At 74.1% G+C, this 22,380-nt stretch carries 18 protein-coding genes, 1 rRNA gene and 3 pseudogenes; 4 read left to right on the top strand and 18 right to left on the bottom strand.

Annotated elements, in window-relative coordinates; all coding sequences use genetic code 11:
• Positions 1-121 precede the first annotated feature (121 nt).
• From FKM96_RS18525 to FKM96_RS18505, 5 genes are all read right to left on the bottom strand, one after another.
• Positions 122-1,643 (bottom strand): 16S ribosomal RNA (locus FKM96_RS18525).
• 787 nt (positions 1,644-2,430) lie between these two features.
• On the bottom strand, positions 2,431-5,244 hold the full coding sequence (locus tag FKM96_RS18520) for an aconitate hydratase (protein ID WP_147796488.1): 2,814 nt from the start codon (positions 5,242-5,244) through the stop codon (positions 2,431-2,433).
• Between the two features lie 225 nt (positions 5,245-5,469).
• Complete coding sequence (locus tag FKM96_RS18515) at positions 5,470-5,655, bottom strand: translation initiation factor 2 (protein WP_147796487.1); 186 nt, start codon at positions 5,653-5,655, stop codon at positions 5,470-5,472.
• Between the two features lie 134 nt (positions 5,656-5,789).
• Positions 5,790-7,073 carry a class I SAM-dependent RNA methyltransferase gene (locus FKM96_RS18510; RefSeq protein ID WP_168217045.1) on the bottom strand — a complete coding sequence of 428 codons (1,284 nt, stop codon included), beginning with the start codon at positions 7,071-7,073 and terminating at the stop codon, positions 5,790-5,792.
• Positions 7,063-9,066, bottom strand: coding sequence for an APC family permease (locus FKM96_RS18505; protein ID WP_147796486.1), 2,004 nt, complete (start codon positions 9,064-9,066; stop codon positions 7,063-7,065). The genes FKM96_RS18510 and FKM96_RS18505 overlap by 11 nt, the downstream gene beginning before the upstream one ends.
• Before the next feature lie 115 nt (positions 9,067-9,181).
• Between FKM96_RS18505 and FKM96_RS18500 the strand changes: the two genes are divergently transcribed.
• Together FKM96_RS18500 and FKM96_RS18495 are read left to right on the top strand one after the other, a co-directional pair.
• A complete protein-coding gene (locus tag FKM96_RS18500) occupies positions 9,182-9,832 on the top strand; it encodes a TrkA family potassium uptake protein (RefSeq protein WP_147797224.1) in 651 nt (216 codons plus the stop codon).
• Complete coding sequence (locus tag FKM96_RS18495) at positions 9,829-10,527, top strand: TrkA family potassium uptake protein (RefSeq protein ID WP_147796485.1); 699 nt, start codon at positions 9,829-9,831, stop codon at positions 10,525-10,527. Before FKM96_RS18500 ends, FKM96_RS18495 begins: the two co-directional genes overlap by 4 nt.
• Here the strand turns inward: FKM96_RS18495 and FKM96_RS18490 are convergent.
• From FKM96_RS18490 to dut, 4 genes are all read right to left on the bottom strand, one after another.
• The gene (locus FKM96_RS18490; protein WP_246855065.1) at positions 10,436-11,230 is read right to left on the bottom strand and encodes a DUF3159 domain-containing protein; all 795 of its coding nucleotides are present in this window, start codon (positions 11,228-11,230) and stop codon (positions 10,436-10,438) included. The two genes, FKM96_RS18495 and FKM96_RS18490, sit on opposite strands and share 92 nt — an antisense overlap.
• Positions 11,223-11,591 (bottom strand): OB-fold nucleic acid binding domain-containing protein, encoded by a 369-nt coding sequence (locus FKM96_RS18485; protein WP_147797223.1) that lies wholly within the window; start codon positions 11,589-11,591, stop codon positions 11,223-11,225. Before FKM96_RS18485 ends, FKM96_RS18490 begins: the two co-directional genes overlap by 8 nt.
• A 10-nt stretch (positions 11,592-11,601) precedes the next feature.
• A complete protein-coding gene (locus tag FKM96_RS18480; RefSeq protein ID WP_147796484.1) occupies positions 11,602-12,390 on the bottom strand; it encodes a DUF3710 domain-containing protein in 789 nt (262 codons plus the stop codon).
• 74 nt (positions 12,391-12,464) lie between these two features.
• Positions 12,465-13,013, bottom strand: a complete 549-nt coding sequence (gene dut, locus FKM96_RS18475) for a dUTP diphosphatase (protein ID WP_246855064.1) — start codon at positions 13,011-13,013, stop codon at positions 12,465-12,467.
• 40 nt (positions 13,014-13,053) lie between these two features.
• On the opposite strand from dut, the gene FKM96_RS18470 reads away from it, so the two are divergent.
• On the top strand, positions 13,054-13,527 hold the full coding sequence (locus tag FKM96_RS18470; protein ID WP_168216823.1) for a DUF3093 domain-containing protein: 474 nt from the start codon (positions 13,054-13,056) through the stop codon (positions 13,525-13,527).
• 111 nt (positions 13,528-13,638) lie between these two features.
• Here FKM96_RS18470 and FKM96_RS18465 read toward each other — a convergent pair whose 3' ends face one another.
• The 3 genes from FKM96_RS18465 to FKM96_RS18455 form a co-directional block, all read right to left on the bottom strand.
• A complete protein-coding gene (locus tag FKM96_RS18465; protein ID WP_146835284.1) occupies positions 13,639-13,938 on the bottom strand; it encodes a DUF4193 domain-containing protein in 300 nt (99 codons plus the stop codon).
• Positions 13,939-14,067: 129 nt separating this feature from the next.
• Positions 14,068-14,931 (bottom strand): inositol monophosphatase family protein, encoded by an 864-nt coding sequence (locus FKM96_RS18460; protein WP_147796481.1) that lies wholly within the window; start codon positions 14,929-14,931, stop codon positions 14,068-14,070.
• Between the two features lie 28 nt (positions 14,932-14,959).
• Positions 14,960-15,754 carry a trimeric intracellular cation channel family protein gene (locus FKM96_RS18455; RefSeq protein ID WP_246855062.1) on the bottom strand — a complete coding sequence of 265 codons (795 nt, stop codon included), beginning with the start codon at positions 15,752-15,754 and terminating at the stop codon, positions 14,960-14,962.
• 104 nt (positions 15,755-15,858) lie between these two features.
• Between FKM96_RS18455 and sepH the strand changes: the two genes are divergently transcribed.
• Positions 15,859-16,980: a septation protein SepH gene (gene sepH / locus FKM96_RS18450; RefSeq protein WP_147796479.1), complete on the top strand. Its 1,122-nt coding sequence runs from the start codon at positions 15,859-15,861 to the stop codon at positions 16,978-16,980.
• A gap of 47 nt (positions 16,981-17,027) precedes the next feature.
• Here sepH and FKM96_RS18445 read toward each other — a convergent pair whose 3' ends face one another.
• The 6 genes and pseudogenes from FKM96_RS18445 to FKM96_RS22355 all read right to left on the bottom strand — a co-directional run.
• The gene (locus tag FKM96_RS18445) at positions 17,028-17,687 is read right to left on the bottom strand and encodes a thymidine kinase (RefSeq protein ID WP_147796478.1); all 660 of its coding nucleotides are present in this window, start codon (positions 17,685-17,687) and stop codon (positions 17,028-17,030) included.
• Positions 17,688-17,746: 59 nt separating this feature from the next.
• Entirely contained in the window at positions 17,747-18,925 is a 1,179-nt protein-coding gene (locus tag FKM96_RS18440; protein WP_147796477.1) for an alkaline phosphatase family protein, read from the bottom strand.
• Between the two features lie 2 nt (positions 18,926-18,927).
• Positions 18,928-19,464, bottom strand: a pseudogene (locus FKM96_RS18435) (DUF5998 family protein); the annotation flags it as partial.
• 85 nt (positions 19,465-19,549) lie between these two features.
• On the bottom strand, positions 19,550-19,951 hold the full coding sequence (locus FKM96_RS22365) for an acetate--CoA ligase family protein (protein WP_371300539.1): 402 nt from the start codon (positions 19,949-19,951) through the stop codon (positions 19,550-19,552).
• 106 nt (positions 19,952-20,057) lie between these two features.
• Positions 20,058-20,189: pseudogene (locus FKM96_RS22360) on the bottom strand (acetate--CoA ligase family protein); the annotation flags it as partial.
• 655 nt (positions 20,190-20,844) lie between these two features.
• Positions 20,845-22,341: pseudogene (locus tag FKM96_RS22355) on the bottom strand (GNAT family N-acetyltransferase); the annotation flags it as partial.
• Positions 22,342-22,380: the final 39 nt, after the last annotated feature.

The following is a 22,380-nucleotide window of genomic DNA, read 5'->3' as shown; positions in this document are numbered from 1 at the left end:
GCCGACCGATGATGGCCGCCGTAGTTGATGTTCCACCCTTGAGCACCACCCCGAACGCGTACGGCTCGGGCCTGGTCTCTGCACACACCCACCTCAGGTGGGCGCGTCAGAAGCTCCTTAGAAAGGAGGTGATCCAGCCGCACCTTCCGGTACGGCTACCTTGTTACGACTTAGTCCCAATCGCCAGTCCCACCTTCGACGGCTCCCCCTGCGAACAGTTGGGCCACCGGCTTCGGGTGTTACCGACTTTCGTGACTTGACGGGCGGTGTGTACAAGGCCCGGGAACGTATTCACCGCAGCGTTGCTGATCTGCGATTACTAGCGACTCCGACTTCATGGGGTCGAGTTGCAGACCCCAATCCGAACTGAGACCGGCTTTTTGGGATTCGCTCCACCTCGCGGTATCGCAGCCCTTTGTACCGGCCATTGTAGCATGCGTGAAGCCCAAGACATAAGGGGCATGATGATTTGACGTCATCCCCACCTTCCTCCGAGTTGACCCCGGCAGTCTCCTATGAGTCCCCGGCATGACCCGCTGGCAACATAGGACGAGGGTTGCGCTCGTTGCGGGACTTAACCCAACATCTCACGACACGAGCTGACGACAACCATGCACCACCTGTACACCGACCTTGCGGGGCAACCATCTCTGGAAGTTTCCGGTGTATGTCAAGCCTTGGTAAGGTTCTTCGCGTTGCATCGAATTAATCCGCATGCTCCGCCGCTTGTGCGGGCCCCCGTCAATTTCTTTGAGTTTTAGCCTTGCGGCCGTACTCCCCAGGCGGGGCACTTAATGCGTTTGCTGCGGCACGGAACTCGTGGAATGAGCCCCACACCTAGTGCCCAACGTTTACGGCATGGACTACCAGGGTATCTAATCCTGTTCGCTCCCCATGCTTTCGCTCCTCAGCGTCAGTTGCGGCCCAGAGACCTGCCTTCGCCATCGGTGTTCCTCCTGATATCTGCGCATTCCACCGCTACACCAGGAATTCCAGTCTCCCCTACCGCACTCTAGTCTGCCCGTACCCACTGCAAGCCCGAGGTTGAGCCTCGAGTTTTCACAGCAGACGCGACAAACCGCCTACGAGCTCTTTACGCCCAATAATTCCGGACAACGCTTGCGCCCTACGTATTACCGCGGCTGCTGGCACGTAGTTAGCCGGCGCTTCTTCTGCAGGTACCGTCACTTGCGCTTCTTCCCTGCTGAAAGAGGTTTACAACCCGAAGGCCTTCATCCCTCACGCGGCGTCGCTGCATCAGGCTTGCGCCCATTGTGCAATATTCCCCACTGCTGCCTCCCGTAGGAGTCTGGGCCGTGTCTCAGTCCCAGTGTGGCCGGTCGCCCTCTCAGGCCGGCTACCCGTCGTCGCCTTGGTAGGCCGTTACCCCACCAACAAGCTGATAGGCCGCGAGTCCATCCCTGACCGATAAATCTTTCCAGACGCATCAGATGCCTGAGCGTCACGTATCCGGTATTAGACCTCGTTTCCAAGGCTTATCCCAGAGTCAGGGGCAGGTTTACTCACGTGTTACTCACCCGTTCGCCACTGATCCACCCAGCAAGCTGGGCTCACCGTTCGACTTGCATGTGTTAAGCACGCCGCCAGCGTTCGTCCTGAGCCAGAATCAAACTCTCCGTAGATGTCTCATTGGCAACCACCACCCGAAGGCGGCGATCCACCGACACACGAAACGACCCCCACCCGCTGGCGAGCGGAGATCAGTCAATTCGGCTGCTAAAGAAGCCGCCCGACGGGGTCGGGAACGACTTCCGTATCAACCAAGACCCACCGGCACCGAACAACCAACCCCGAACGGGGCGGCCACCCGAGCCGATGAACCATCTTGGCATCAACTACTAGGCACACTGTTGAGTTCTCAAAGAACAGACGCGCATCCCCCGTCCACCCTCTGCAGGGCGTCCGGTCGGAGGCTCGGTTCCAATCTACCAGAGTTCCTGGCCCGCTTTCCGCGCCTTCCGGCGTTTTCTCGCGTTCCTGAACTCTACCAGAGCTTCTTTCATGTCCGATCCGCCCTTGCGAGCGGTTCCGACGTTCCGAAACTCTACCAGATGTTCTGGCCGGTCGTTTCGGTGAATCTCTTCACCGCTTTCGACCTGGAGAACACTACCAGGCTTTCCGGAGTGCTTTGTGCGTGATTCACACGACATTGCTCTCGGGAGATCCCGGTCCGGCACGACGAACCCGGACGCAACGAAGCGCCTGGAGGACGTGCCGGGGGTGGCTGCCTGCGGGACCGGCCTTCGGGTCGAGCCTCGAAGTCCGTGCCTCCCGTTCGGGCAGCTCGGAGAACATTACGCGCGGCGCCCGCTGCCGTCAACTCCCGGCCCGCTGCCCCCGCCCCCGGCAGCACGACGCCCCCGTCACCTGCGCGAACAGGCGTCGGGGGCGTCGTCGACGCGCGGTGCGTCAGGCCGCGACGAGCGACCGCAGCACGTACTGCAGGATGCCGCCGTTCCGGTAGTAGTAGTCCGCCTCACCGGGGGTGTCGATGCGGACCACCGCGTCGAACTCCACGACCGAGCCGTCGTCCTTGGTGGCCGTGACGCGCACGGTCCGGGGCGTCGTGCCCTCGTTCAGCGCCGCCACGCCGGCGATGTCGAACGCCTCGGTGCCGTCCAGGCCGAGCGAGTCGGCCGACTCCCCCACCGGGAACTGCAGCGGGAGGACGCCCATGCCGATGAGGTTCGACCGGTGGATGCGCTCGAACGACTCGGTGATGACGGCCTTGACGCCCAGGAGCGCGGTGCCCTTGGCCGCCCAGTCGCGGGACGAGCCGGAGCCGTACTCCTTGCCACCCAGGATGACGAGCGGCACGCCGGCCTCGGCGTACGCCTGCGCGGCGTCGTAGATCGACGTCTGCTCGCCGGACAGCTGGTTCACCGTGTACCCGCCCTCGACGCCCGGGACCAGCTGGTTCCGGAGCCGGATGTTGGCGAACGTGCCGCGGATCATCACCTCGTGGTTGCCGCGGCGGGACCCGTAGGAGTTGAAGTCCCGGCGCTCGACGCCGTGCTCGGCCAGGTACTGGCCGGCGGGGCTGTCCGCCTTGATGGACCCCGCGGGGCTGATGTGGTCGGTGGTGACCGAGTCCCCGAGCTTGGCGAGCACCCGCGCGCCCTGCACGTCGACGACCGGGGCCGGCTCCGCGGCCATGCCGTCGAAGTACGGGGGCTTGCGCACGTAGGTGGACCCGCCGTCCCAGGCGAACGTGTCGCCCTCCGGGGTGTCCAGCGCGCGCCAGCGCTCGTCGCCCGCGAAGACGTCGGCGTAGTCGGACTCGAACATCGAGCGGTCGATGCTCGCGTCGATGGTCGCCTGGACCTCCTCCGGGGTGGGCCAGATGTCCGCGAGGAACACCGGCTTCCCCTCGGTGTCGGTGCCGAGCGGCTGGTTCTCGAAGTCGAAGTCCATCGTCCCGGCGAGCGCGTAGGCGATGACCAGCGGCGGGGACGCCAGGTAGTTCATCTTCACGTCGGGGTTGATGCGGCCCTCGAAGTTCCGGTTGCCGGAGAGCACCGACACCACGGACAGGTCGTGCTCGTTGACGACGGCCGAGACCTCCTCGGGCAGCGGGCCCGAGTTGCCGATGCAGGTGGCGCAGCCGTACCCGACGAGGTGGAACCCGAGCTTCTCGAGGTAGGGCCAGAGGCCGGCCTTCTCGTAGTAGTTCGTCACGACCTGGGAGCCCGGGGCCATGGACGTCTTGACCCACGGCTGCGACGTGAGGCCGCGCTCGACGGCCTTCCGCGCGAGCAGCGCCGCGGCGAGCATGACCGACGGGTTCGACGTGTTGGTGCACGAGGTGATCGAGGCGATCACGACGGCGCCGTGGTCGAGCTCGGTCGTGGTGCCGTCCGCCAGCGTCACCGGGACCCGGCGGTGCGGGCGGCGCGCGGCGTCGCCCTTGTCGACGTGGGCCGGCGCGTCCGAGGAGTCGGTGTGCTCCCCCGCCGCGATCGGGTCGGAGGCGGGGAACGTCTCGTCCACGGACTCGTCCAGCCCGGTGAACGGCGCCTTCTCGGCGTCGGACACGTAGTCGAGGATCGAGGTCGCGAACGACTCCTTGGCCTCGGACAGCTCGATGCGGTCCTGCGGGCGCTTCGGGCCGGCGATCGACGGGACCACGGTGCCGAGGTCGAGCTCGAGGTACTCGGAGTAGGCCGGCTCGCGCGACGGATCGTGCCAGAGGCCCTGCTCCTTCGCGTACGCCTCGACGAGCGCGAGCTGCTGCTCGGAGCGGCCGGTGAGGCGCAGGTAGTCGAGCGTGACGTCGTCGATCGGGAAGATCGCGCAGGTGGAGCCGAACTCCGGCGACATGTTGCCGATGGTGGCGCGGTTCGCGAGCGGCACCTGGGCGACGCCCTCGCCGTAGAACTCGACGAACTTGCCGACGACGCCGTGCTGGCGCAGCTGCTGCGTGATGGTGAGCACGACGTCGGTCGCGGTCACCCCGGACGGGATCGAGCCGGTGAGCTTGAAGCCGACCACGCGCGGGATGAGCATGGAGACGGGCTGGCCGAGCATGGCCGCCTCGGCCTCGATACCGCCGACGCCCCAGCCCAGCACGCCGAGGCCGTTGACCATCGTGGTGTGCGAGTCGGTGCCGACGCAGGTGTCGGGGTACGCGCGCAGCGCGCCGTCCACCTCGCGCGTCATGATGCCGCGCGCCAAATACTCGATGTTGACCTGGTGCACGATGCCGGTGCCCGGCGGGACGACCTTGAAGTCGTCGAACGCGGTCTGGCCCCAGCGCAGGAACTGGTAGCGCTCGTGGTTGCGCTGGTACTCGATCTCGACGTTGCGGCGGAACGCGTCCTCGCGCCCGAACACGTCGATCTGCACGGAGTGGTCGATGACCAGCTCGGCGGGCGCGAGCGGGTTGATCCGCGTCGGGTCGCCGCCCAGGTCGGCCATGGCCTCGCGCATGGTGGCGAGGTCGACGACGCAGGGCACGCCGGTGAAGTCCTGCATGATCACGCGGGCGGGCGTGAACTGGATCTCGGTGTCCGGCTCGGCGGCCGGGTCCCACCCGGCGAGGGCGCGGACGTGGTCGGCGGTGATGTTCGCGCCGTCCTCGGTCCGCAGCAGGTTCTCGGCGAGCACCTTGAGGCTGTACGGCAGCTTCTCCGTCCCGGGGACCGCGTCCAACCGGAAGATCTCGTAGGTGTCGTCCCCGACCTGCAGCCGGGCCTTCGACCCGAAGCTGTCGACGCTGCTCACTTCTGGCTCCTTCGTTGGCGAGTCCGGCCGCTGGGGGACGGCCGCGGTGGCGTTCCGGGCCGGGACCGGTCGCCCGGGCCGCGTTCCGCCGAAGTATCTTGATGTCGAGATACATCCTACCCCGAGCCGGCGGCCGACGCCGAGCGCCCGCGCGGCCCGGCGCGCCGACCCCGGGGGTGGTCGCGCGGGCCGCACGGGCGCGGCCGGTCCGGTGCGGGGCCGGCGTCAGTCCCCGGCCGTGCCCTCGGCGGCCCGGCGCTCGCGCTCGACGGCCTTCTGGTGCTGCCGGGGGTCGTAGTCCGGGGTGCCCTGCTTGTGCAGCTCGGCGGTCGCGCGGCGGCTGGCCTCGGCCACCCGGCGCGTCGCCTCGGCGGCGGACTCGCGGGCGTCACCCTCGTGCGGTGTCGTCATCGTCGGCTCCTTCCGGTGGGGCGGGCGCCGCGGGCCGCGGTGCCCGGTCCCCACGCTAGGCCGACGGGCGCCCCCGCGCGAGGGCATCGGCGTCCCGACCTGCGACGATCCGCACGGGCCGGGCGCCGCGGCGCTCAGCGCTCCAGGACGGCGACCGCCTCGACGTGGTGCGTCATCGGGAACAGGTCGTACCCGGTGACGTCGGCGAGCGCGTAGCCCTCCTCGGCGAGGTACGCCACGTCCCGCGCCAGCGCGGCGGGATCGCACGCGACGTAGACGACGCGCCGCGGGGCCAGAGCGGCCACCGCCCGCACGACCTCCCGCCCGGCTCCCACGCGCGGCGGGTCGAGCACGACGGCGTCGACGCCCGCGCCCGCGACGCCGGACGCGAGCGCACCGGCCACGTCGCCGCCGTGCAGCTCGACCCGCGGCCGGTCGTGCAGGTTCCGGCGCGCGTCCCGCACGGCGCGCGCGTCGCCCTCGACGGCCACCACGGACCCCGCGTCGCCGACGGCGTCGGCCAGGGGCAGCGTGAACAGGCCCGCGCCGGAGTACAGGTCGAGCACCCGCGCGCCGTCGACGTCGCCCAGGGCGTCGAGCACGGCGCCGGTGAGCGCGGCCGGCGCCTCGCGGTGCACCTGCCAGAAGCCGGCGGCGGCGACCCGGTACGCCCACTCCCGGTCCCCCACCCGCACCTGCTCGCGCACGGCGGACCGGGCGTTCGGCCGCGGGTCGACCCTGCCGCGGCGCAGGTCGAACGGCTGGTCGTCGACGAGCACGACCGGCGCGTCCCCGCCCGCGGGGGCGACGGCCTCGATCCGCGCACCCGGGGCCCAGCGGCGCCCGAGCAGGTCGAGCTCCGCCAGCGCGTCGCTCATCAGCGGCATCGTCGCCACCGGAACGACGTCGTGCGACCGGAACCGGCGCATGCCGGCGCGGCCCTCCCGGTCGGCGAGGAAGCCGACCCGGGTGCGCCAGCCGAGGCCACCCCGCTCGTCGTCGCCGGGCAGCGCCCGCACGGGCACCTCCCGCTCGACGCGCGCGAGCCGCTGCAGCTGCTCCGCCAGCACGGCCGCCTTCCAGGCGCGCTGGGCGTCGGGCCGGACGTGCGCGAGCTCGCCGCCCCCGACACCGCCCGGGCCGGCCTCGGCCCACGCGGACTCCACGCGGTCGGGCGACGCCTCGAGCACCTCGACGGCGTCGGCCCGCCAGAACGTCGCCTTCGGCCCGGCGTCGGTCAGCCGCGCCACGACCCGCTCGCCGGGCAGCGCGTGCCGGACGAACACGACCCGCCCGGGGCCGTCCTCGCCGGGCGCCCGCAGCCGGGCGACGCAGTGGCCGCCGTGCGCGACCGGGCCGATCTCGAGCTCGACCAGGTCCCCCGGCGCCGCCCCGGCGCCGCGCACCTCAGAGCCCACGGGAGATCGTCCTGCGCACGTGGTCCTCCATGCCGGTCTGCCCTTCGGTCGATGCGAGCTGCCACGGCACGGACGCCACCACGACGCCCGGCGTGAACAGGAGACGCCCCTTGAGCCGCAGGGCGCTCTGGTTGTGCAGCAGCTGCTCCCACCAGTGGCCCACGACGTACTCGGGGATGTAGACGACCACCAGGTCCCGCGGGCTCTCCCGCCGGATCGAGCGGACGTAGGTGATGACGGGCCGGGTGATCTCGCGGAACGGCGAGTCCAGCACCCGCAGCGGCACCGGGAGGTCCATGGCCTCCCACTGCGCGCGGAGCGCCGCGGCGTCCTCGGGGTCGACGCCGACGGTCACGGCCTCGATGGTCTGCGGCCGCGACGCCCGGGCGTACGCGATGGCCCGCATGGTCGGCCGGTGCAGGTGCGAGACGAGCACGAGCGCGTGCACCCGGCTCGGGAGCGCGCGGGCGGCGGCGGGGTCGGCGCCGAGCGCGAGCTCGGCCTTGACCGCGTCGTAGTGCCGGCGGATGCCCTGCATGCCGATGAACACGATGATCATCGCGAGGATGGCGATCCAGGCGCCGTGCGTGAACTTGGTGATGAGCACGATGACCAGCACCGTCGCGGTCATGCCGAAGCCGATCGCGTTGATCACCCGGGACCGCAGCATCTGCCGGCGGCGCTCGGGGTCGGGCTGGGTCCGGAGCTCGCGCGTCCAGTGCTTGATCATCCCGAGCTGGGACAGCGTGAACGACACGAAGACGCCGACGATGTACAGCTGGATGAGCCGGGTGACCTGGGCGTCGAAGGCCAGGATCAGCGCGATCGCGCCGGCGGCCAGGGCGATGATGCCGTTGGAGAACGCGAGCCGGTCGCCGCGGGTGTGCAGCTGGCGCGGCAGGTAGCCGTCCTTCGCGAGGATCGAGCCGAGCACGGGGAACCCGTTGAACGCCGTGTTCGCGGCGAGGATCAGGATGAGGCCGGTGACCACCGAGACCAGGTAGAACGCCGGCGGGAACGAGTGGAAGATCGTCTGCGCGAGCTGCCCGATGACCGGGTCCTGCACGTACCCCTCGCCCACCGGCACGCCGTTGTCCAGCAGCTGCGTCGACGGGTCCTCGACGTAGTGCACGCCGGTGAGCCGCGCGAGCGTCAGGATCGACATGATGAGGAACACCGAGAGCCCGCCCAGCAGGAGCAGGGTGGTCGCGGCGTTCTTCGACTTCGGCTTGCGGAACGACGGCACGCCGTTGCTGATCGCCTCGACGCCGGTGAGGGCGGCGGACCCGGACGCGAACGCCCGCAGCACGAGGAACGCGCCCGCGGCGCCCATCAGCCCCTGGTCGAAGCCGTCGGCGGGGACGATCGTCAACGCGCTGGAGGCCGCGGGCTGCAGGTCTCCGGTGAGGTACTGCACGAAGCCGAAGATCGCGGTGCTGCCGACGGCGACCATGTAGAGGTACACCGGGATCGCGAACGCGTTGCCGGACTCCCGGACGCCGCGCAGGTTCGCGAGCGTGAGCAGCACGACGATGACCACGGCGAACAGCGCCTCGTGCCCGCGCAGCGCCGGGATCGCGGACGCCGCGTACTGCGCGCCCGACGACACCGACACCGCGACCGTGAGCACGTAGTCGACCAGCAGCGCGCTGGCGACCGTGACGCCCGCCTTCGGCCCCAGGTTCACGGTGGCGACCTCGTAGTCACCGCCGCCGGACGGGTACGCGTGCACGTTCTGCCGGTACGACGCGATGACCGTGATCATCACGACGACGACGGCCAGGCCGACCCACGGGGAGATGACGGTGGCGCTCACGCCGGCGAGGGCGAGCGTCAGCAGCACCTCGTCCGGGGCGTAGGCGACGGAGGACAGGGCGTCCGACGCGAAGATCGGCAGGGCGATCCGCTTCGGGAGGAGGGTGTGCCCCAGGTTCTCGCTGCGGACCGGTCGGCCCAGCAGCAAGCGTTTGGCGGCATCCGCGAGATCCGGCACGAGCGACCATGCTAGGCGCACCCGGGGCGTTCCGGCACCGGACACCACCCGGGACCACCGGCGTGCCCGGCGGTCCGCGCGGGGTATAGCGTTCCGCGTTGTGCACTTCGTCATCATGGGCTGCGGCCGCGCCGGCGCCACGCTCGCCCAGTCGCTCGAGTCCCACGGGCACTCCGTCGCGGTGATCGACCAGAACCCGGACTCGTTCCGCCGTCTCGACGCGGAGTTCGCCGGGAGCAAGGTCACCGGCCTCGGCTTCGACCGGGACACGCTGCGCCAGGCGGGCATCGACGACGCGTACGGCTTCGCGGCCGTGTCCGACGGCGACAACTCGAACATCCTGGCCGCGCGCGTCGTGCGCGAGACCTTCGGCGTCGAGAACGTGGTCGCCCGGATCTACGACCCGCACCGCGCGGAGATCTACCAGCGGCTCGGCATCCCCACGGTCGCGACCGTGCGGTGGACCGCCGACCAGGTGCTGCGCCGCCTGCTGCCGATGGGCGCGACCAGCCAGTTCACCGACGCGTCCGGCAAGATCAGCCTGTCCGAGGTCGACGTGCACGCCGGCTGGGTCGGCAAGCCGCTGCGCCTGATCGAGGAGGCCACCGGCGCCCGCGTCGCGTACCTCACCCGCTACGGCGACGGGCTGCTGCCCGACGCGCAGACCGTCCTCCAGGAGAGCGACATCGTGCACCTGCTGCTCCGGACCGACGAGTCGGCCGCCGTCGAGCGGACCCTCACCGTGGCGCCGGAGGTGCAGGCGTGAGGGTCGTCATCGCGGGTGCCGGCTCGGTCGGCCGCTCCATCGCGCGCGAGCTGCTCGCCAACGGGCACGAGGTCACGCTCATCGACCGCCAGCCCTCCGCCATGCGCGTCGCGCAGGTCGCCGACGCGGACTGGCTGCTGGCCGACGCGTGCGAGCTGCCCACGCTGACCCAGGCGCGGACGGACGAGTGCGACGTGGTCGTGGCCGCCACCGGCGACGACAAGGCCAACCTGGTCATCTCGCTGCTCGCCAAGACCGAGTACGGCGTGCCGCGCACGGTCGCCCGGGTGAACAACCCCAAGAACGAGTGGATGTTCGACGAGGCGTGGGGCGTGGACGTCGCCGTCTCCACCCCGCGGATCATGACGGCGATGATCGAGGAGGCCGTCTCCGTCGGCGACCTGGTGCGGATCTTCACGTTCCACCAGTCCGGCGCGGACATCCTCGAGCTGACGCTCCCCGAGGGCTCGCCGCTCGCCGGGTCGCTGGTCGGTCAGATCGACTGGCCGGCCGACACCGTGCTCGCGGCGATCGTCCGGGACGACCGCCCGTTCCAGCCGTCCGGGGACGACACCCTGGAGGGCGGTGACGAGCTGCTGTTCGTCACGGGGCGGGACGCGTCCGAGGCGGACCTGGCCGCGCTGCTGTCGAGCCGCGTACCAGGATCCAGCTCGCCCACAGCACCAGCGCCGTGAGCGGCACGCCCATCACGAGCTTGGCCGTGCCGAGCCACGCGACCTCGTCCGCGTAGTACAGCGGCACCTGCACGACCAGCCGCGCGGCGAACATCCCCGCCCACAGCCAGGTGACGAGGGCGTACCGGCGCAGCAGCGCCGGGTCCCTCCGCCAGGCGACGGCGCCGGCCCACGAGCCCTGCTCGGACATCGGGCCGTCGCCACGGAACAGCCCGAGCACGACGCCGACCAGCGGCCAGCGGACCAGCACCGAGACCACGAACGCCAGCAGGTACGCGACGTTGGTGAGCAGGCCCCAGGCGAAGTAGTCGCTCGCGTCGCCCGTGCGCCACGCCCAGACGACGCCGATGCCGACCCCGAGGACGCCCGACAGCGCCTGGGTGAGCGGGCTGCGCTGCACGAGGCGTGCGACGACCGCGAGCACCGCGGCGGCGACGGACGCGATCAGCGCGGGGCGCAGCTGCTGGCCGGAGGCGACGAACACGACGACGAACAGCAGGCCGGGCAGGACCGACTCGATCGCGCCGCGCACGCCGCCGACGGACTCCGCGATCGAGAAGCTGTCGGCCTCGATCGCGCGCATGCCGCGGGCGGGGACCGCGTCCTCGGGCGCGGCGGCGGGCGGCAGGGGCGTCTCCGCCGCCGCGGGCGGGTCCGGCGTCACCGACGGCTCGCGGCCGCCGGCCGGCGTCGGCTCACTCACCCGGACGGGGCCGCAGCTCGTAGCGCGGGTTGAACATGGAGCGCCGGCCCTCGCGGGTGCACACCAGGCCCTCGACCTTGAGCCGGCGGCCCGGCTCGATGCCGGCGATCTCGCGGCGGCCCAGCCAGACGAGCACCAGGTTGCCGCTGCCGTCGTACAGGTCGGCCTCGAGCGCGGGCACGCCCTGGCGCGGGCGCAGCACGACCGAGCGGATCACGCCCGAGACCTTGACGCGGTGCCGGTCGGGGGTCTGCGCGACGGGCACGCAGCCCTTCGCGCGGACCGCGTCCTCGCGCTCCTCCGAGGCCTCGATCTCCTCCTGCGACGCGACGGCCCGGCGCAGGCCCTCCCGCAGCGACAGCGGCGACATGTCAGCGGATCTCCGTGATCTCCGGCCCGCGCTTCAGCGGGTCGAACGTGGGGGCGGCGGGGGCGGCGGGCTGGGGCGCCACGCCGTCCGCCTGGTTCGGGAGCGTGAGCGCGAGCAGGTCGCGAGGCGCGCGCGCCTCGGTGCCGCGCACGACGACGGTCGTCCGGAACAGGTTCTCGAGGGTGCCGGCGGCCTCCTCGTCGACCGCGGCGCGGCCGGTGATGACGCCGCGCAGGAACCAGCGGGGGCCGTCGACGCCGACGAACCGCGCAGGGCGGTGGCCGGTGCGGCCCTCCGGGGTGCGGACGGGCAGCCGGGCGAGCAGCTCGCGGCCGAACGGGCCGGGCACGTCGTCGACGGCGCCGCCCTGCTTGCGCACGGACTCGCCGATCTCCTCGCGGATCTCGTCCCAGATGCCGTCGGTCCGCGGCGCGGCGAACGCCTGCATCTGCAGCGTCGAGCCGTCGATCGTCACGCCGACGGCCGTCACGGTGCCGGACTTCTTGTCGATCTCCATGCGCAGCTCCATGCCGTGCACGCCGGGCAGCCGCAGGGCGCCCAGGTCGACGCGCGGGCCGGGCGGGACCTCCTCGGTGGAGTCCCAGGGGCCGGCGGAGCGGTCGACGGCGGCCGGGGCCGGGTCCTCCGGGGTCGCGGCCTGCACCGCGGGTCCGTCGCCCGCGGTGGCCGCGGTGCCCGCCTCGTCGGCGGCCCCCTCGGCTGCGTCGACGCCGTCCGCGGTCTGGTCCTGGGCGGTGCGGTCCTTCGCACCGCGCCGGAATAGCGCCACCCTCAGTCCCCTCTCCGGGTCGCCCGCGTCGCGGGCGCGTTCGTCACCACGATAGTCCGCACTGCACGGACCACCTAGCGGGCCGCCTGCGTGTCCGCCGTGGGCGCACCGGTGGTCGCGCCCGCCGGGTCGGTGGGCGCACCGGCGGCCCGCCAGCCGCCGCTCGACCCGAAGCCGCCCGTGCCGCGCACCGAGTCCGGCAGCTCGTCGACCTCGGCGAACAACGCGTGCTCCACCCGCTGGACGACCAGCTGGGCGACCCGGTCGCCGCGGTGCAGCACGACCGGCTCCCGCGCGTCGGTGTTGAGGAGGGTCACCGCGATCTCGCCGCGGTAGCCGGCGTCCACCGTGCCGGGCGCGTTGACGATCGTGAGGCCGTGCCGCGCGGCGAGGCCGGAGCGGGGGTGCACGAAGGCGGCGTAGCCCTCGGGCAGGGCGATCGCGATCCCCGTCGGCAGGGTGGCCCGCTCGCCCGGCTCGATCGTCGCGTCGACCCGGGTCACCAGGTCAGCGCCGGCGTCGCCGGGGTGCGCGTAGGCCGGGACCGGCACGCCCTCGTCGAGGCGGCGCAGGCCGATGGTCAGGGTCTCGGGGGCCTCGTGGGCGCGCGCGTCGTCCGTCACGGGCCCCGACCCTACCCGCCGCAGGTGGGATGCTGGGGCCGTGCAGACGACGACCGCCCCCGCCTTCGCCGAGCGCCTCTGGCCCTCCCCCGCCGGCTGGGTCGCCGCGCCCGCCCTGGCCGCGATGCTCGGCATCGTGCTGCTGCCCCTGTCGCCGGTGGCGGCGGGCGTGGGCGCCGCGCTGGGCCTGGTGGCGGCCGCGCTCGCCGCGGCACGGCTCGCCACGCGGGTCCGCGTCGAGGGCGGCGAGCTGCACGCGGGCGACGCGCACGTGCCGGTCGCGCTGCTCCGGGCGCCGCGCGCGCTCGACGCCGACGAGACCCGCCACGAGCTCGGCCCGGGCCTCGACGCGCGCGCGCACGTGTGCCTGCGCGGCTGGGTGCGGACCGCGGTGCGGGTCGAGCTCGACGACCCGGCGGACCCGACGCCCTACTGGGTGGTCTCGACCCGGCGGCCCGCGGACCTCGTCGCGGCGCTCGGCGGGACCGTCGACGGCGGGGACCCGGCCGCCTGACCCCGCCGGGGACGACGACGCCGGCCGGACCCGGCGGGGTCCGGCCGGCGTCGTGACGGCTGGGTGGGGCGCGCTCGCCTGCCGATCAGGCGTGCGCGCCCGGTCGGCAGCTCAGGCCGCGCACTCCGAGCAGACGGGCATGCCGTCCTTCTCGTAGGCGAGCTGGCTGCGGTGGTGGACCAGGAAGCACTTCGAGCAGGTGAACTCGTCGGCCTGGCGCGGCAGCACCCGGACCGAGAGCTCCTCGCCCGACAGGTCCGCGCCCGGGAGCTCGAACCCCTCGGCCGCTTCGGTCTCGTCCTCGTCCACCACGCCCGAGTTCTTGTCGGAGCGCCGGGCCTGGAGCTCCTGCAGCGAGTCCTCGCTGAGGTCCTCCTCGGTCTTGCGCGGGGCGTCGTAGTCGGTTGCCATGTGGTGTGGTCACGCTCCGTCTGGTGGTCGGGATCGGCGTACGCGGGATCAAGCGAACGGGGGTCGCCGTTTGTTCCCGGTCGGGCGCCCCGGATTGTGCCTCATTTCGGGGCGCTGTGCACGCCCGGCTCAGTCGTCCGCGTCGGCGCCCAGGTCGGCGAGCAGCGCGGCCAGCGCGTGGACCGTCGCGGCGGGCCCGACGACGGACATCTCGACCCCCGCCGGACGCCCGCGCAGGCCGCTGACCTGCGCACCCGCCTCGAGCGCGATGATCTGCCCGGCCGCGAGGTCCCACGGGTTGAGGCCGCGCTCGTAGTGCGCGTCGAGCGACCCCTCGGCCACCCGGCACAGGTCCAGCGCGGCCGAGCCGATGCGCCGGATGTCCCGGACCTGCGGCAGGAGCGCGGCGAGCACCCGGCCCTGCGCGCGGCGGCGCTGCTCGAGGTACCCGAAGCCCGTGCCGACCAGCGACGTGGCGAGGGGGCGCGCCGGGTTGGCCTCGATGCGCCGGCCGTCGCGGAACGCGCCCTGGCCGCGGCCGGCGGTGTAGGTGCGGCCGTCCGCGACCGCGTGCACGCAGCCGGCGACGGGGGTCCAGCGCTCCGGGTCGGGGTCCCCGGCGACGACGCCCACCGAGACCGCGAACGCCGGGACGCCGTACAGGTAGTTGACCGTGCCGTCGATCGGGTCCAGCACCCAGGTGAGCCCGCTGGTGCCGGGCTCCAGCCCGTGCTCCTCGCCGAGCACGCCGTCCTGGGGCCGGTGCTCGGCGAGGAGGGCGCGCAGGTGGGTCTCGGACGCGAGGTCCATCGCCGTGACCGGGTCGACGTCGCTGGACTTGGTGGCGGCCACCTGCACCCGCTCGGGGCTCGTGGTGCGGACCAGGTCGCCCGCGGAGCGCGCGAGGCGCTCGGCGAGCTCGGTGAGGGCGCGGACCTCGACGGGGTCCGGCAGGGCGGCGGGAGACACGGGGGCGCTCGTCACGCGTCCCATCCTGCCCGAGCGGGGCCGGGCGCGGGGCTCAGCCGGCGTCCGGGCCGCCGGCGCCGCCGCCCGGACCCGCGCCCTCCCGGCCCGCCGCGCGCGACCGGCGCACCCGGGCCACCCAGCGCAGCAGCGGCGCCGGCTGCTCACGCGGCGCCCGCCCGGCGCGGCCCACGCCCCCGACCCGGCCGAGCCGGGCCCGGGCGGCCTCGCGGTCCCACGGCCCCGGCGCCTGCCAGCCGAACCGCAGCGCGACCAGCCGGACGCCGAGCACCCCGACGACCACGGCGACGACCGTGCCCTCGGACAGCGCGTCCTCGCGCCACAGCACGGCGAGCACGAGCGCCCCGAGCAGCGACGGGATGGCGTAGAGCTGGCGCTGGTGCAGCACGGCGGGGAGCTCGCCGGTGAGCAGGTCGCGCAGAACGCCGCCGCCGACGCCGGTGACGATGCCGGCGAAGACCGCCGCGGTGGCGCCGACGCCGTACTCGAGCGCCTTGACGGTCCCGACGACCGTGAACAGCGCCAGCGCCCCGGCGTCGAGGACCAGCACCAGGCGGCGCAACCGGTGCAGCGCCGGGTGCGCGGCCCAGGTGAGCAGCCCCGCGGCGCAGGCGGTCGCGACGAACTCCCACCGCGCGATCCCCACGGGCGGGATCGCGCCGATCAGCACGTCGCGCAGCAGGCCGCCGCCGAGGCCCGCGACCCAGGCCAGCACGACGATGCCGAAGATGTCGAAGCCCTTGCGCACCGCGGCCAGACCGCCGGACAGGGCGCCGACGAACACGCCCAGGAGCTCGAGCACGGGCTGCAGGGGGAGGTCGACGTGCACAGGGGAGATCATGGCAGCCGGGAGTTCCGGCGGCGCACCGCCGAGCCTCCCCGGGATCGGGCCCCGGCGGTGGCAGGCTCGTCCGCGGAACGATGGGAGAGGTGATGGCCGAGCTGGAGCTGATCGGGCTGCACGAGGACGGGGAGCACCTGGTCCTCGCCGCGGCCGACGGGCAGCGCTACCGCCTGCGCATCGACGAGCCGCTGCGTGCCGCGGTGCGGCGCGACCGCCCGCAGCTGGAGCAGATCCGCGCCGAGCAGTCGGGCGTGCCGAGCCCGCGGGAGATCCAGGCGCGCGTGCGCGCCGGGCAGTCCGCGGAGCAGATCGCCGAGGAGTCGGGGCTGGCCGTCGAGCACGTGCGGCGGTTCGAGGGCCCCGTGCTCGCCGAGCGCGAGTTCGTGGCCGAGCAGGCCCGCGGGACCCGGGTGGGCCGCGACGTCGGCGCCCCGGTGCTGGGCGAGCTGGTGGTCGACCGGCTGGCGGCGCGCGGCGTCGACACGGCGGCCGTGACCTGGGACGCCTACCGGGAGAACGGCGGCGGCTGGGTGGTCGTCGCGCGGTTCCGCGTGGAGGACGACGCCCGCGAGGCGCGCTGGACCTACGACGCGCAGGCGCGCGCGGTGCACGCGGAGGAGGACGAGGCCCGCTGGCTCTCCGAGACGGAGATCGCCGACGGCCCGGTCCCCCGCCGGCACCTGTCCGCCGTGCGCGACCTCGTGTACGACGTGGACGCCGACGTGCGCCCCGTGCTCGCGGCGGTCGACGCCCCCGGGCGCGCGCAGCACCGCGAGGAGGAGGACCCCGCGGACGACCTGCGGGCCACGCACGAGCTGCTGGACGACCTGCGCGCCCGGCGCGGCGTGCGGCAGACGCTCGACCTCGAGGACGACGAGGACGGCGACGCCTTCGGCGGCTTCGGGCCGCAGCACGCGTTCGACTTCGGGCAGCTCGACGAGCCCGCGGCCCCCGGGGCGCACCCGGTGGACGCCGAGCCCGCCGCCGAGGCCCGGATCTACCCGGCGCCGGCCCGCCCGCGCCCGGCCGAGGACGAGCCGGAGACCCCGGTCGCGCTCGAGCCCGGCGAGCCGGAGCCCGCGCCCGCCCCGGAGGAGGACACGACGCCGACCCGGCCCGAGGACCAGCCGAAGCCGCGCTCCGGCGGGCGCCGGGGCCGGCCGAAGGTGCCGAGCTGGGACGAGATCGTCTTCGGCGCGAAGCCGGAGTGAGGCCCGCGCGGGGGCGGTGACGCCGCCCCCGCGGGCGCGGTCCGGGCTCAGTCCCCCGCGAGCAGCCCGAGCGTCTGGGGCGACAGCGCCGGCGCGCCCGAGGTGCGCGCGGTCATCCGCAGCCGGTGGTGCTTGCGGCACAGCACCTCGTAGCCCACCGCGTCGCCGTCGTCCGGCACCGCCACGTCCCCGACGACGACCTGCGCGCCCTCGACGACCATGACCCCGTGCTCGGTGCGGGCGTTCTGCGTGGCGCGCGCCCCGCACCAGCACAGCGCCTGGACCTGCAGCGTCTCGACGCGGTCCGCCAGCTCGAGCAGCCGCGCCGACCCCGCGAACAGCCGGGTCCGGAAGTCGGTGGTGATCCCGAAGGCGAACACGTCCACGTCGAGGTTGTCGACGACCCGGCCCAGCTGCTCGACCTGCTCGGCGGAGTAGAACTGCGCCTCGTCGCAGATGAGGAAGTCCACCCGCGCCCCGCGGCTGCGCCGCTGCACGACCTCGTCCCAGAAGTCGGTCGCGGGCGTGACCTCGTGCGCGGGCACCGACAGGCCGAGCCGCGAGGACAGCACGTGCTCCCCCGCGCGGTCGTTCTGCGTGAACAGCACCCCGCCCCGGCCGCGGGCCGTGTGGTTGTGGTGCATCTGCAGCGCCAGGGTGGACTTGCCGCAGTCCATGGTGCCGCAGAAGAAGACCAGCTCGGCCACGTGCTCCTCGTTCCTCGTCGTGCTCGCTGTGCGGGGGTGGGTGCGGGCGGCGCGCCGGCTCAGGTGTGCACCGCGAGCAGCGGGACCCGCAGCTCCGCAGGGGTCAACGACCCGTGCACGCCCACCAGCTGCAGCGACGCCGGCGTCTGGGTCCGGGAGTCCACCACCGTGGCCCGGCCCGTCGCCGCGACCACCAGGTCGCCGATCAGCGGCCGCACGTGCCCGGACACCGGGCCGAACAGCCCGGCCGCCACGGCGTCGTCGCCGGTGAGCACGACCGCGTCGTCGCCGAGCACGTCGGCCCACCGCGCCTCCGCCGCGCGCGGGTCGACGCCGGGCTCGAGGTGCACGTGCACCGCGCGCGGCTCCCCCGCCACCACCGCGACGCCCTCGGCCAGCCCGGGGGTGGTCGCGACGTCCCGGCGCCGGCCGGGGTCCACGTCGACCATGCCGTGGTCGGCGGTGACGACGACGGTGACGTCCTTCGGCAGCGACCGGACCAGCCGGCGCAGCTCGCCGTCGAGAGCCTCGAGCTGGTCGCCCCACTGCCAGGAGCCGGCCCCCTCGTGGTGGCCCGTCTTGTCGACGTCGCCCCAGTACAGGTAGACGAGGCCGGGCTCCCGCAGCAGCCGCAGCGCCGCGTCGACCCGCTGGGCCAGCGACTCCGCCGCGCGGTACCCGCCGCCGCGGAGCGCCGCCTCGGTCAGGCCGGAGCCCATGAACTTGGCGGGCCCGACGGTGGTCACCGTGGTGCCGTGCGCGACCAGCCGCTCGAACACCGTGGGCTCGCGCTGCCACTCCCGGGCCGGGCCGAGGCCGTCCCACGACACCATGTTGGCGAGGCCGCCGCTCGCGGGGTTGCGGACGGTGTAGCCGACCAGGCCGGTGCGACCCGGGCCGGTGCCGGTGCCGAACGAGCCCATGGACGCGGCCGTCGTCGACGGGTAGCCCGCGGACAGCGGCCCGGAGCCGTTCAGCAGCGACCGCAGGAACGGCGCGTGGCCCGCGCGCTCGGTGAGGTTCTCGTAGCCCAGGCCGTCGACCAGGACGACGCACACCCGGTGCGCCTCCGGCAGCCCGAGCTGGGCGCGCCGGGCGGGTCCGTCGGGCACGGGCGCGCCGAGGGCGTCGGCGACCGCGGGCAGCAGGCCGGACAGCGAGGGGCCCTCGTAGTCGGGCGGCACCAGGCCCGCGTCCGCGAGCCGGGCCGGCACGGTGGACGACGCGGCGGCGGTCATCGTCAGCGCGCGCTCGCCGCGGAGAGCCGCTTCGCGAACGCCACGGCGTCGCGGACCGCGCCCTCGCCCTCGGCGACCGCGGACACCCGGACGACCACGTCGTCCGGGGTCAGCGTGCCGGTCAGGCCGTGGTCCGCCTCGCAGGCCGGGTCCGCGCAGCCGGCCGGCTCCAGGTCGACCCGGGACACCGCGCCCCAGCCGACCGCGAGCGTGAGCTCGGCGGCGGCGGTGCCGGGGCGGTGCTGCTCCGGGCTCGCGATGACGTGCGTCAGCGCGACGGAGCGCAGCTCGGACAGCGGCACGGCCTCGGTGGTCGCGGCGGCGCTGGCCGAGGGGTGCTCGCTGTCGGCCGGGTGGTCGTCGACGTGCGCGACCACGAGCCGCGTCGGGGTCAGCGCCAGGACCGTGACGTGCCGGCGCACCTCCTGCGCGTCGAACGTCGTCTCGGGGTGCACGAGGTAGGCCTCGACGGGCTCGTCCGCGAGCGCGACGTCCAGGACGTCGGCGACCAGGTCGGGGTAGTACCCGGCGCGGTGCAGGTCACGGAGCAGGTCGGTGGAGGGTGCAGGCACCCGGACATCCTCCCACCCGAGAGGCGGCGCCGTCACACCCCGGCCGGGAGCGTCAGGCGGGCAGCGCGCGGCGCGGTCCGTCCGCCCGGGTGCCGGCCACCCCGACGCGGGCCGTGGCGCCCAGCACGTAGGCGCCGCGCTCGGCCACGACGACCGGGTTGAGCTCCAGGTGCAGCAGCTCCGGGAGCTGGTCGGACAGCACGGCCACCCGCGCCAGCACGTCCTCCAGCGCGGCGACGTCGAGCGGCGGGACGCCCCGGTAGCCGAACAGCCGGGGCGACGACCGCGGGGCGCGGACCATGTCGGACACGTCGACGTCGGTGAGCGGCGGCACCGCCCAGGCCACGTCGCCGAGCAGGTCCGTGGTGTCGCCGCCGAGCCCGAACCCGAGCACCGGGCCGAACAGCGGGTCCTCCGCGGACCGGATGACGCAGGCGACCCCGTGCGGGGCCATCGCCTGCACCTCCAGCGGCGCGCGCCCCGGCTCGGGCGCCCCGGCCGGCGGCGAGCGCGAGCACCTGGTCGACGTCGGCGCGCAGCTCGGCCTCGTCGTGCACGTCGAGCCGCACCCCGCCGAGGTCGGAGCGGTGCCGCAGCGCCGGGACGGTCGACTTGAGGGCGACGGGCCAGCCCAGGCGGTCCGCTGCCGCGACGGCCTCGTCCGCGTCGTGCACGCCGACCGTCGGGAACACCTCCACCCCGGCGAGGGCCAGGAGCTCGGCCACCTGCTCGTGCGTGAGGTCGAGCGACGCCCGGCTGCCGGCCTCGTCGAGCCAGCCCGCGATGCGGCGGCGGGCGGTGCGGGCGTGGATGCCCTCGGGGGCGACGAGCCGGCCGCGGTCGGCCGCCCGCCACGCGGCGTACCGGGCCGCCTGGGTCGAGCGCGAGGACGGCGTCCTCCGGGGTGGTGTAGGCGGGGACCGTGCGCAGGGCGCCGTCCGCGTCCGGCGCGGTGAGCGCCGGCGTCGCGCCGTGCAGCCCCAGCAGGCAGGCCACGGACGTCCGCCCCGACCCGGCGGCGTGCTCGGCGAGCGCCTGGGCGACCCGGTCGTCCCGCGGGCCCACGGTCGGCACGTGCATGGTGACGACGACCTCGACGTCCGGGTCGGCGTACACCGCGGCGAACGTGCGCTCGACCTTCGCGTCGTCGGCGTCCTCGTGCAGGATCGCCGGCGCGCGGGCGACGGTGAACCCCGCGGCGGCCAGCGCCTCGGACACCAGCGACGCGGCGGCGGACGACGAGGCGACCACCGCGGCGCGGCGGCCCGGGGGCAGCGGCTGCAGGGCGAACAGCTGCGACACCTCGAGCATCTGGTGCACGTTGTCGACCAGCACGACGCCCGAGCGTCGCATCACCTCCTGCAGCGTCTGCCGCGAGGCCTGCGTGGGCCGGACGGCGTGCCCGGGCGGCACGACGTGGCCGGACCGGCCCGCGGTCACCACGACCACGGGCTTCGCGGCGGCCAGGCGCCGGGCGACGCGGGAGAACTTGCGGGGGTTGCCGATCGACTCCAGGTACAGCGCGACGACGTCGGTCGCGTCGTCGTCCTGCCAGAACTGCATGAGGTCGTTGCCGGACACGTCGGCGCGGTTGCCCGCGGACACGAGGTGCGCGAGGCCGAGGTGCCGGCGGCGCACCGAGCCGAGGATCGACACCGCGGTCGAGGCGGACTGGCAGAACAGCCCGATCCGCCCGGGCGGCGGCGGGTCCTCGGTGAGCGAGGCGTTGAGCAGCCCGCCCGCGGCGTGCGCGAGCAGGCCGTACGACCGCGGGCCGACCACCCGGAGCCCGGCGGCGTGCGCGGCGCGCAGCAGGGCGCGCTGCAGCGCGAGGCCGGTGGGGCCCTGCTCGGCGTACCCGCCCGACAGCACGACGACGCCCTTGACGCCGAGCCGGCCGAGCGCGCGGACCGCGACGACGGCCTCCGCGGCGGGCAGCGCGAGCACGGCGAGGTCGACGGGGCCGGGGACGTCGTCGAGGCGGTCCCAGTGGTGCACCGTCGGGCGCGGGTCGGCGCCGTCGGGCGCCGGGCGGCCGACCACGTGCACCTCGACGCCGCGCTCGTCGCCGCCGGCCGCCGTGACGGCGCCGGTGCGGTGCGCGGGGTCCGCCGCGGACGGCACGCCCCCGACCAGGTCCGCCAGCACGCGCTCGGCACGGCGGTCGTCCAGGGACCCCGGCTCGGCGTTCGGCGACGACAGCACCAGCACCGACCGGGCGGTGAGCAGCGCCTGGACGCTGCGCGCCTCCGCGGCGTGCTCGCGGGCCATCATCACCGCGAGCGACCGGTCCGTCGGGTCGATGTCGAAGCCCACCGTCACCACGCCGTCCTCCAGGCGCTGCTGCAGCGAGTACCCGGCCTCGCGGAACACCGCGATCATCCGGCCGTTCTGCGGCAGCACGTCGGCGGTGAACCGGCGGATGCCGCGCTCGCGCGCCGCCGCGGCCAGGTGCTCCAGCAGCACCGAGCCGAGCCCGCGGCCGTGGTGCGCGTCGGCGATGTTGAACGCCACCTCGGCCTCGTCGGGGCCGACCTTGTCGTACCGGGCGACGCCGATGATCGCGTCGTCCCCCGTCACCGCCACCAGCGCGACCCGGTCCCGGTGGTCCACGCGGGTGAACCGCGCGAGGTCCCGGTCGCCCAGGCGCTCCAGCGGGGCGAAGAACCGGAACACGATCGACGCCTCGGACTGGCCGACGTGGAACGCCTGCAGGGCGTCCGCGTCCTCGGGGCGGATCGGCCGCACGTGCGTGGTGCTGCCGTCGCGGAGGACGACGTCGGCCTCCCAGCTCTCCGGGTAGTCCGCCGCCTCGTCGGGCGCGCCCCCGGTGCTCTCGGCCATGCCCACGAGCCTAACCAACCGGCGCGCCGCGCGTCGTGG

Origin of the sequence: Cellulomonas sp. Y8 (genome assembly GCF_008033115.1) — a bacterium.
GTDB lineage: Bacteria > Actinomycetota > Actinomycetes > Actinomycetales > Cellulomonadaceae > Cellulomonas.
This window is presented reverse-complemented; position numbering and strand designations above follow the sequence as displayed.

Bases quoted from the DNA above. Each gene is read 5' to 3' on its own strand.
- sepH (WP_147796479.1), top strand. From the start codon at position 15,859: ATGGCCGAGCTGGAGCTGATCGGGCTGCACGAGGACGGGGAGCACCTG.
- FKM96_RS18500 (WP_147797224.1), top strand. From the start codon at position 9,182: ATGGGCTGCGGCCGCGCCGGCGCCACGCTCGCCCAGTCGCTCGAGTCC.
- FKM96_RS22365 (WP_371300539.1), bottom strand. From the start codon at position 19,951: ATGGCCCCGCACGGGGTCGCCTGCGTCATCCGGTCCGCGGAGGACCCG.
- FKM96_RS18460 (WP_147796481.1), bottom strand. From the start codon at position 14,931: ATGGGACGCGTGACGAGCGCCCCCGTGTCTCCCGCCGCCCTGCCGGAC.
- FKM96_RS18515 (WP_147796487.1), bottom strand. From the start codon at position 5,655: ATGACGACACCGCACGAGGGTGACGCCCGCGAGTCCGCCGCCGAGGCG.
- FKM96_RS18440 (WP_147796477.1), bottom strand. From the start codon at position 18,925: ATGACCGCCGCCGCGTCGTCCACCGTGCCGGCCCGGCTCGCGGACGCG.
- FKM96_RS18465 (WP_146835284.1), bottom strand. From the start codon at position 13,938: ATGGCAACCGACTACGACGCCCCGCGCAAGACCGAGGAGGACCTCAGC.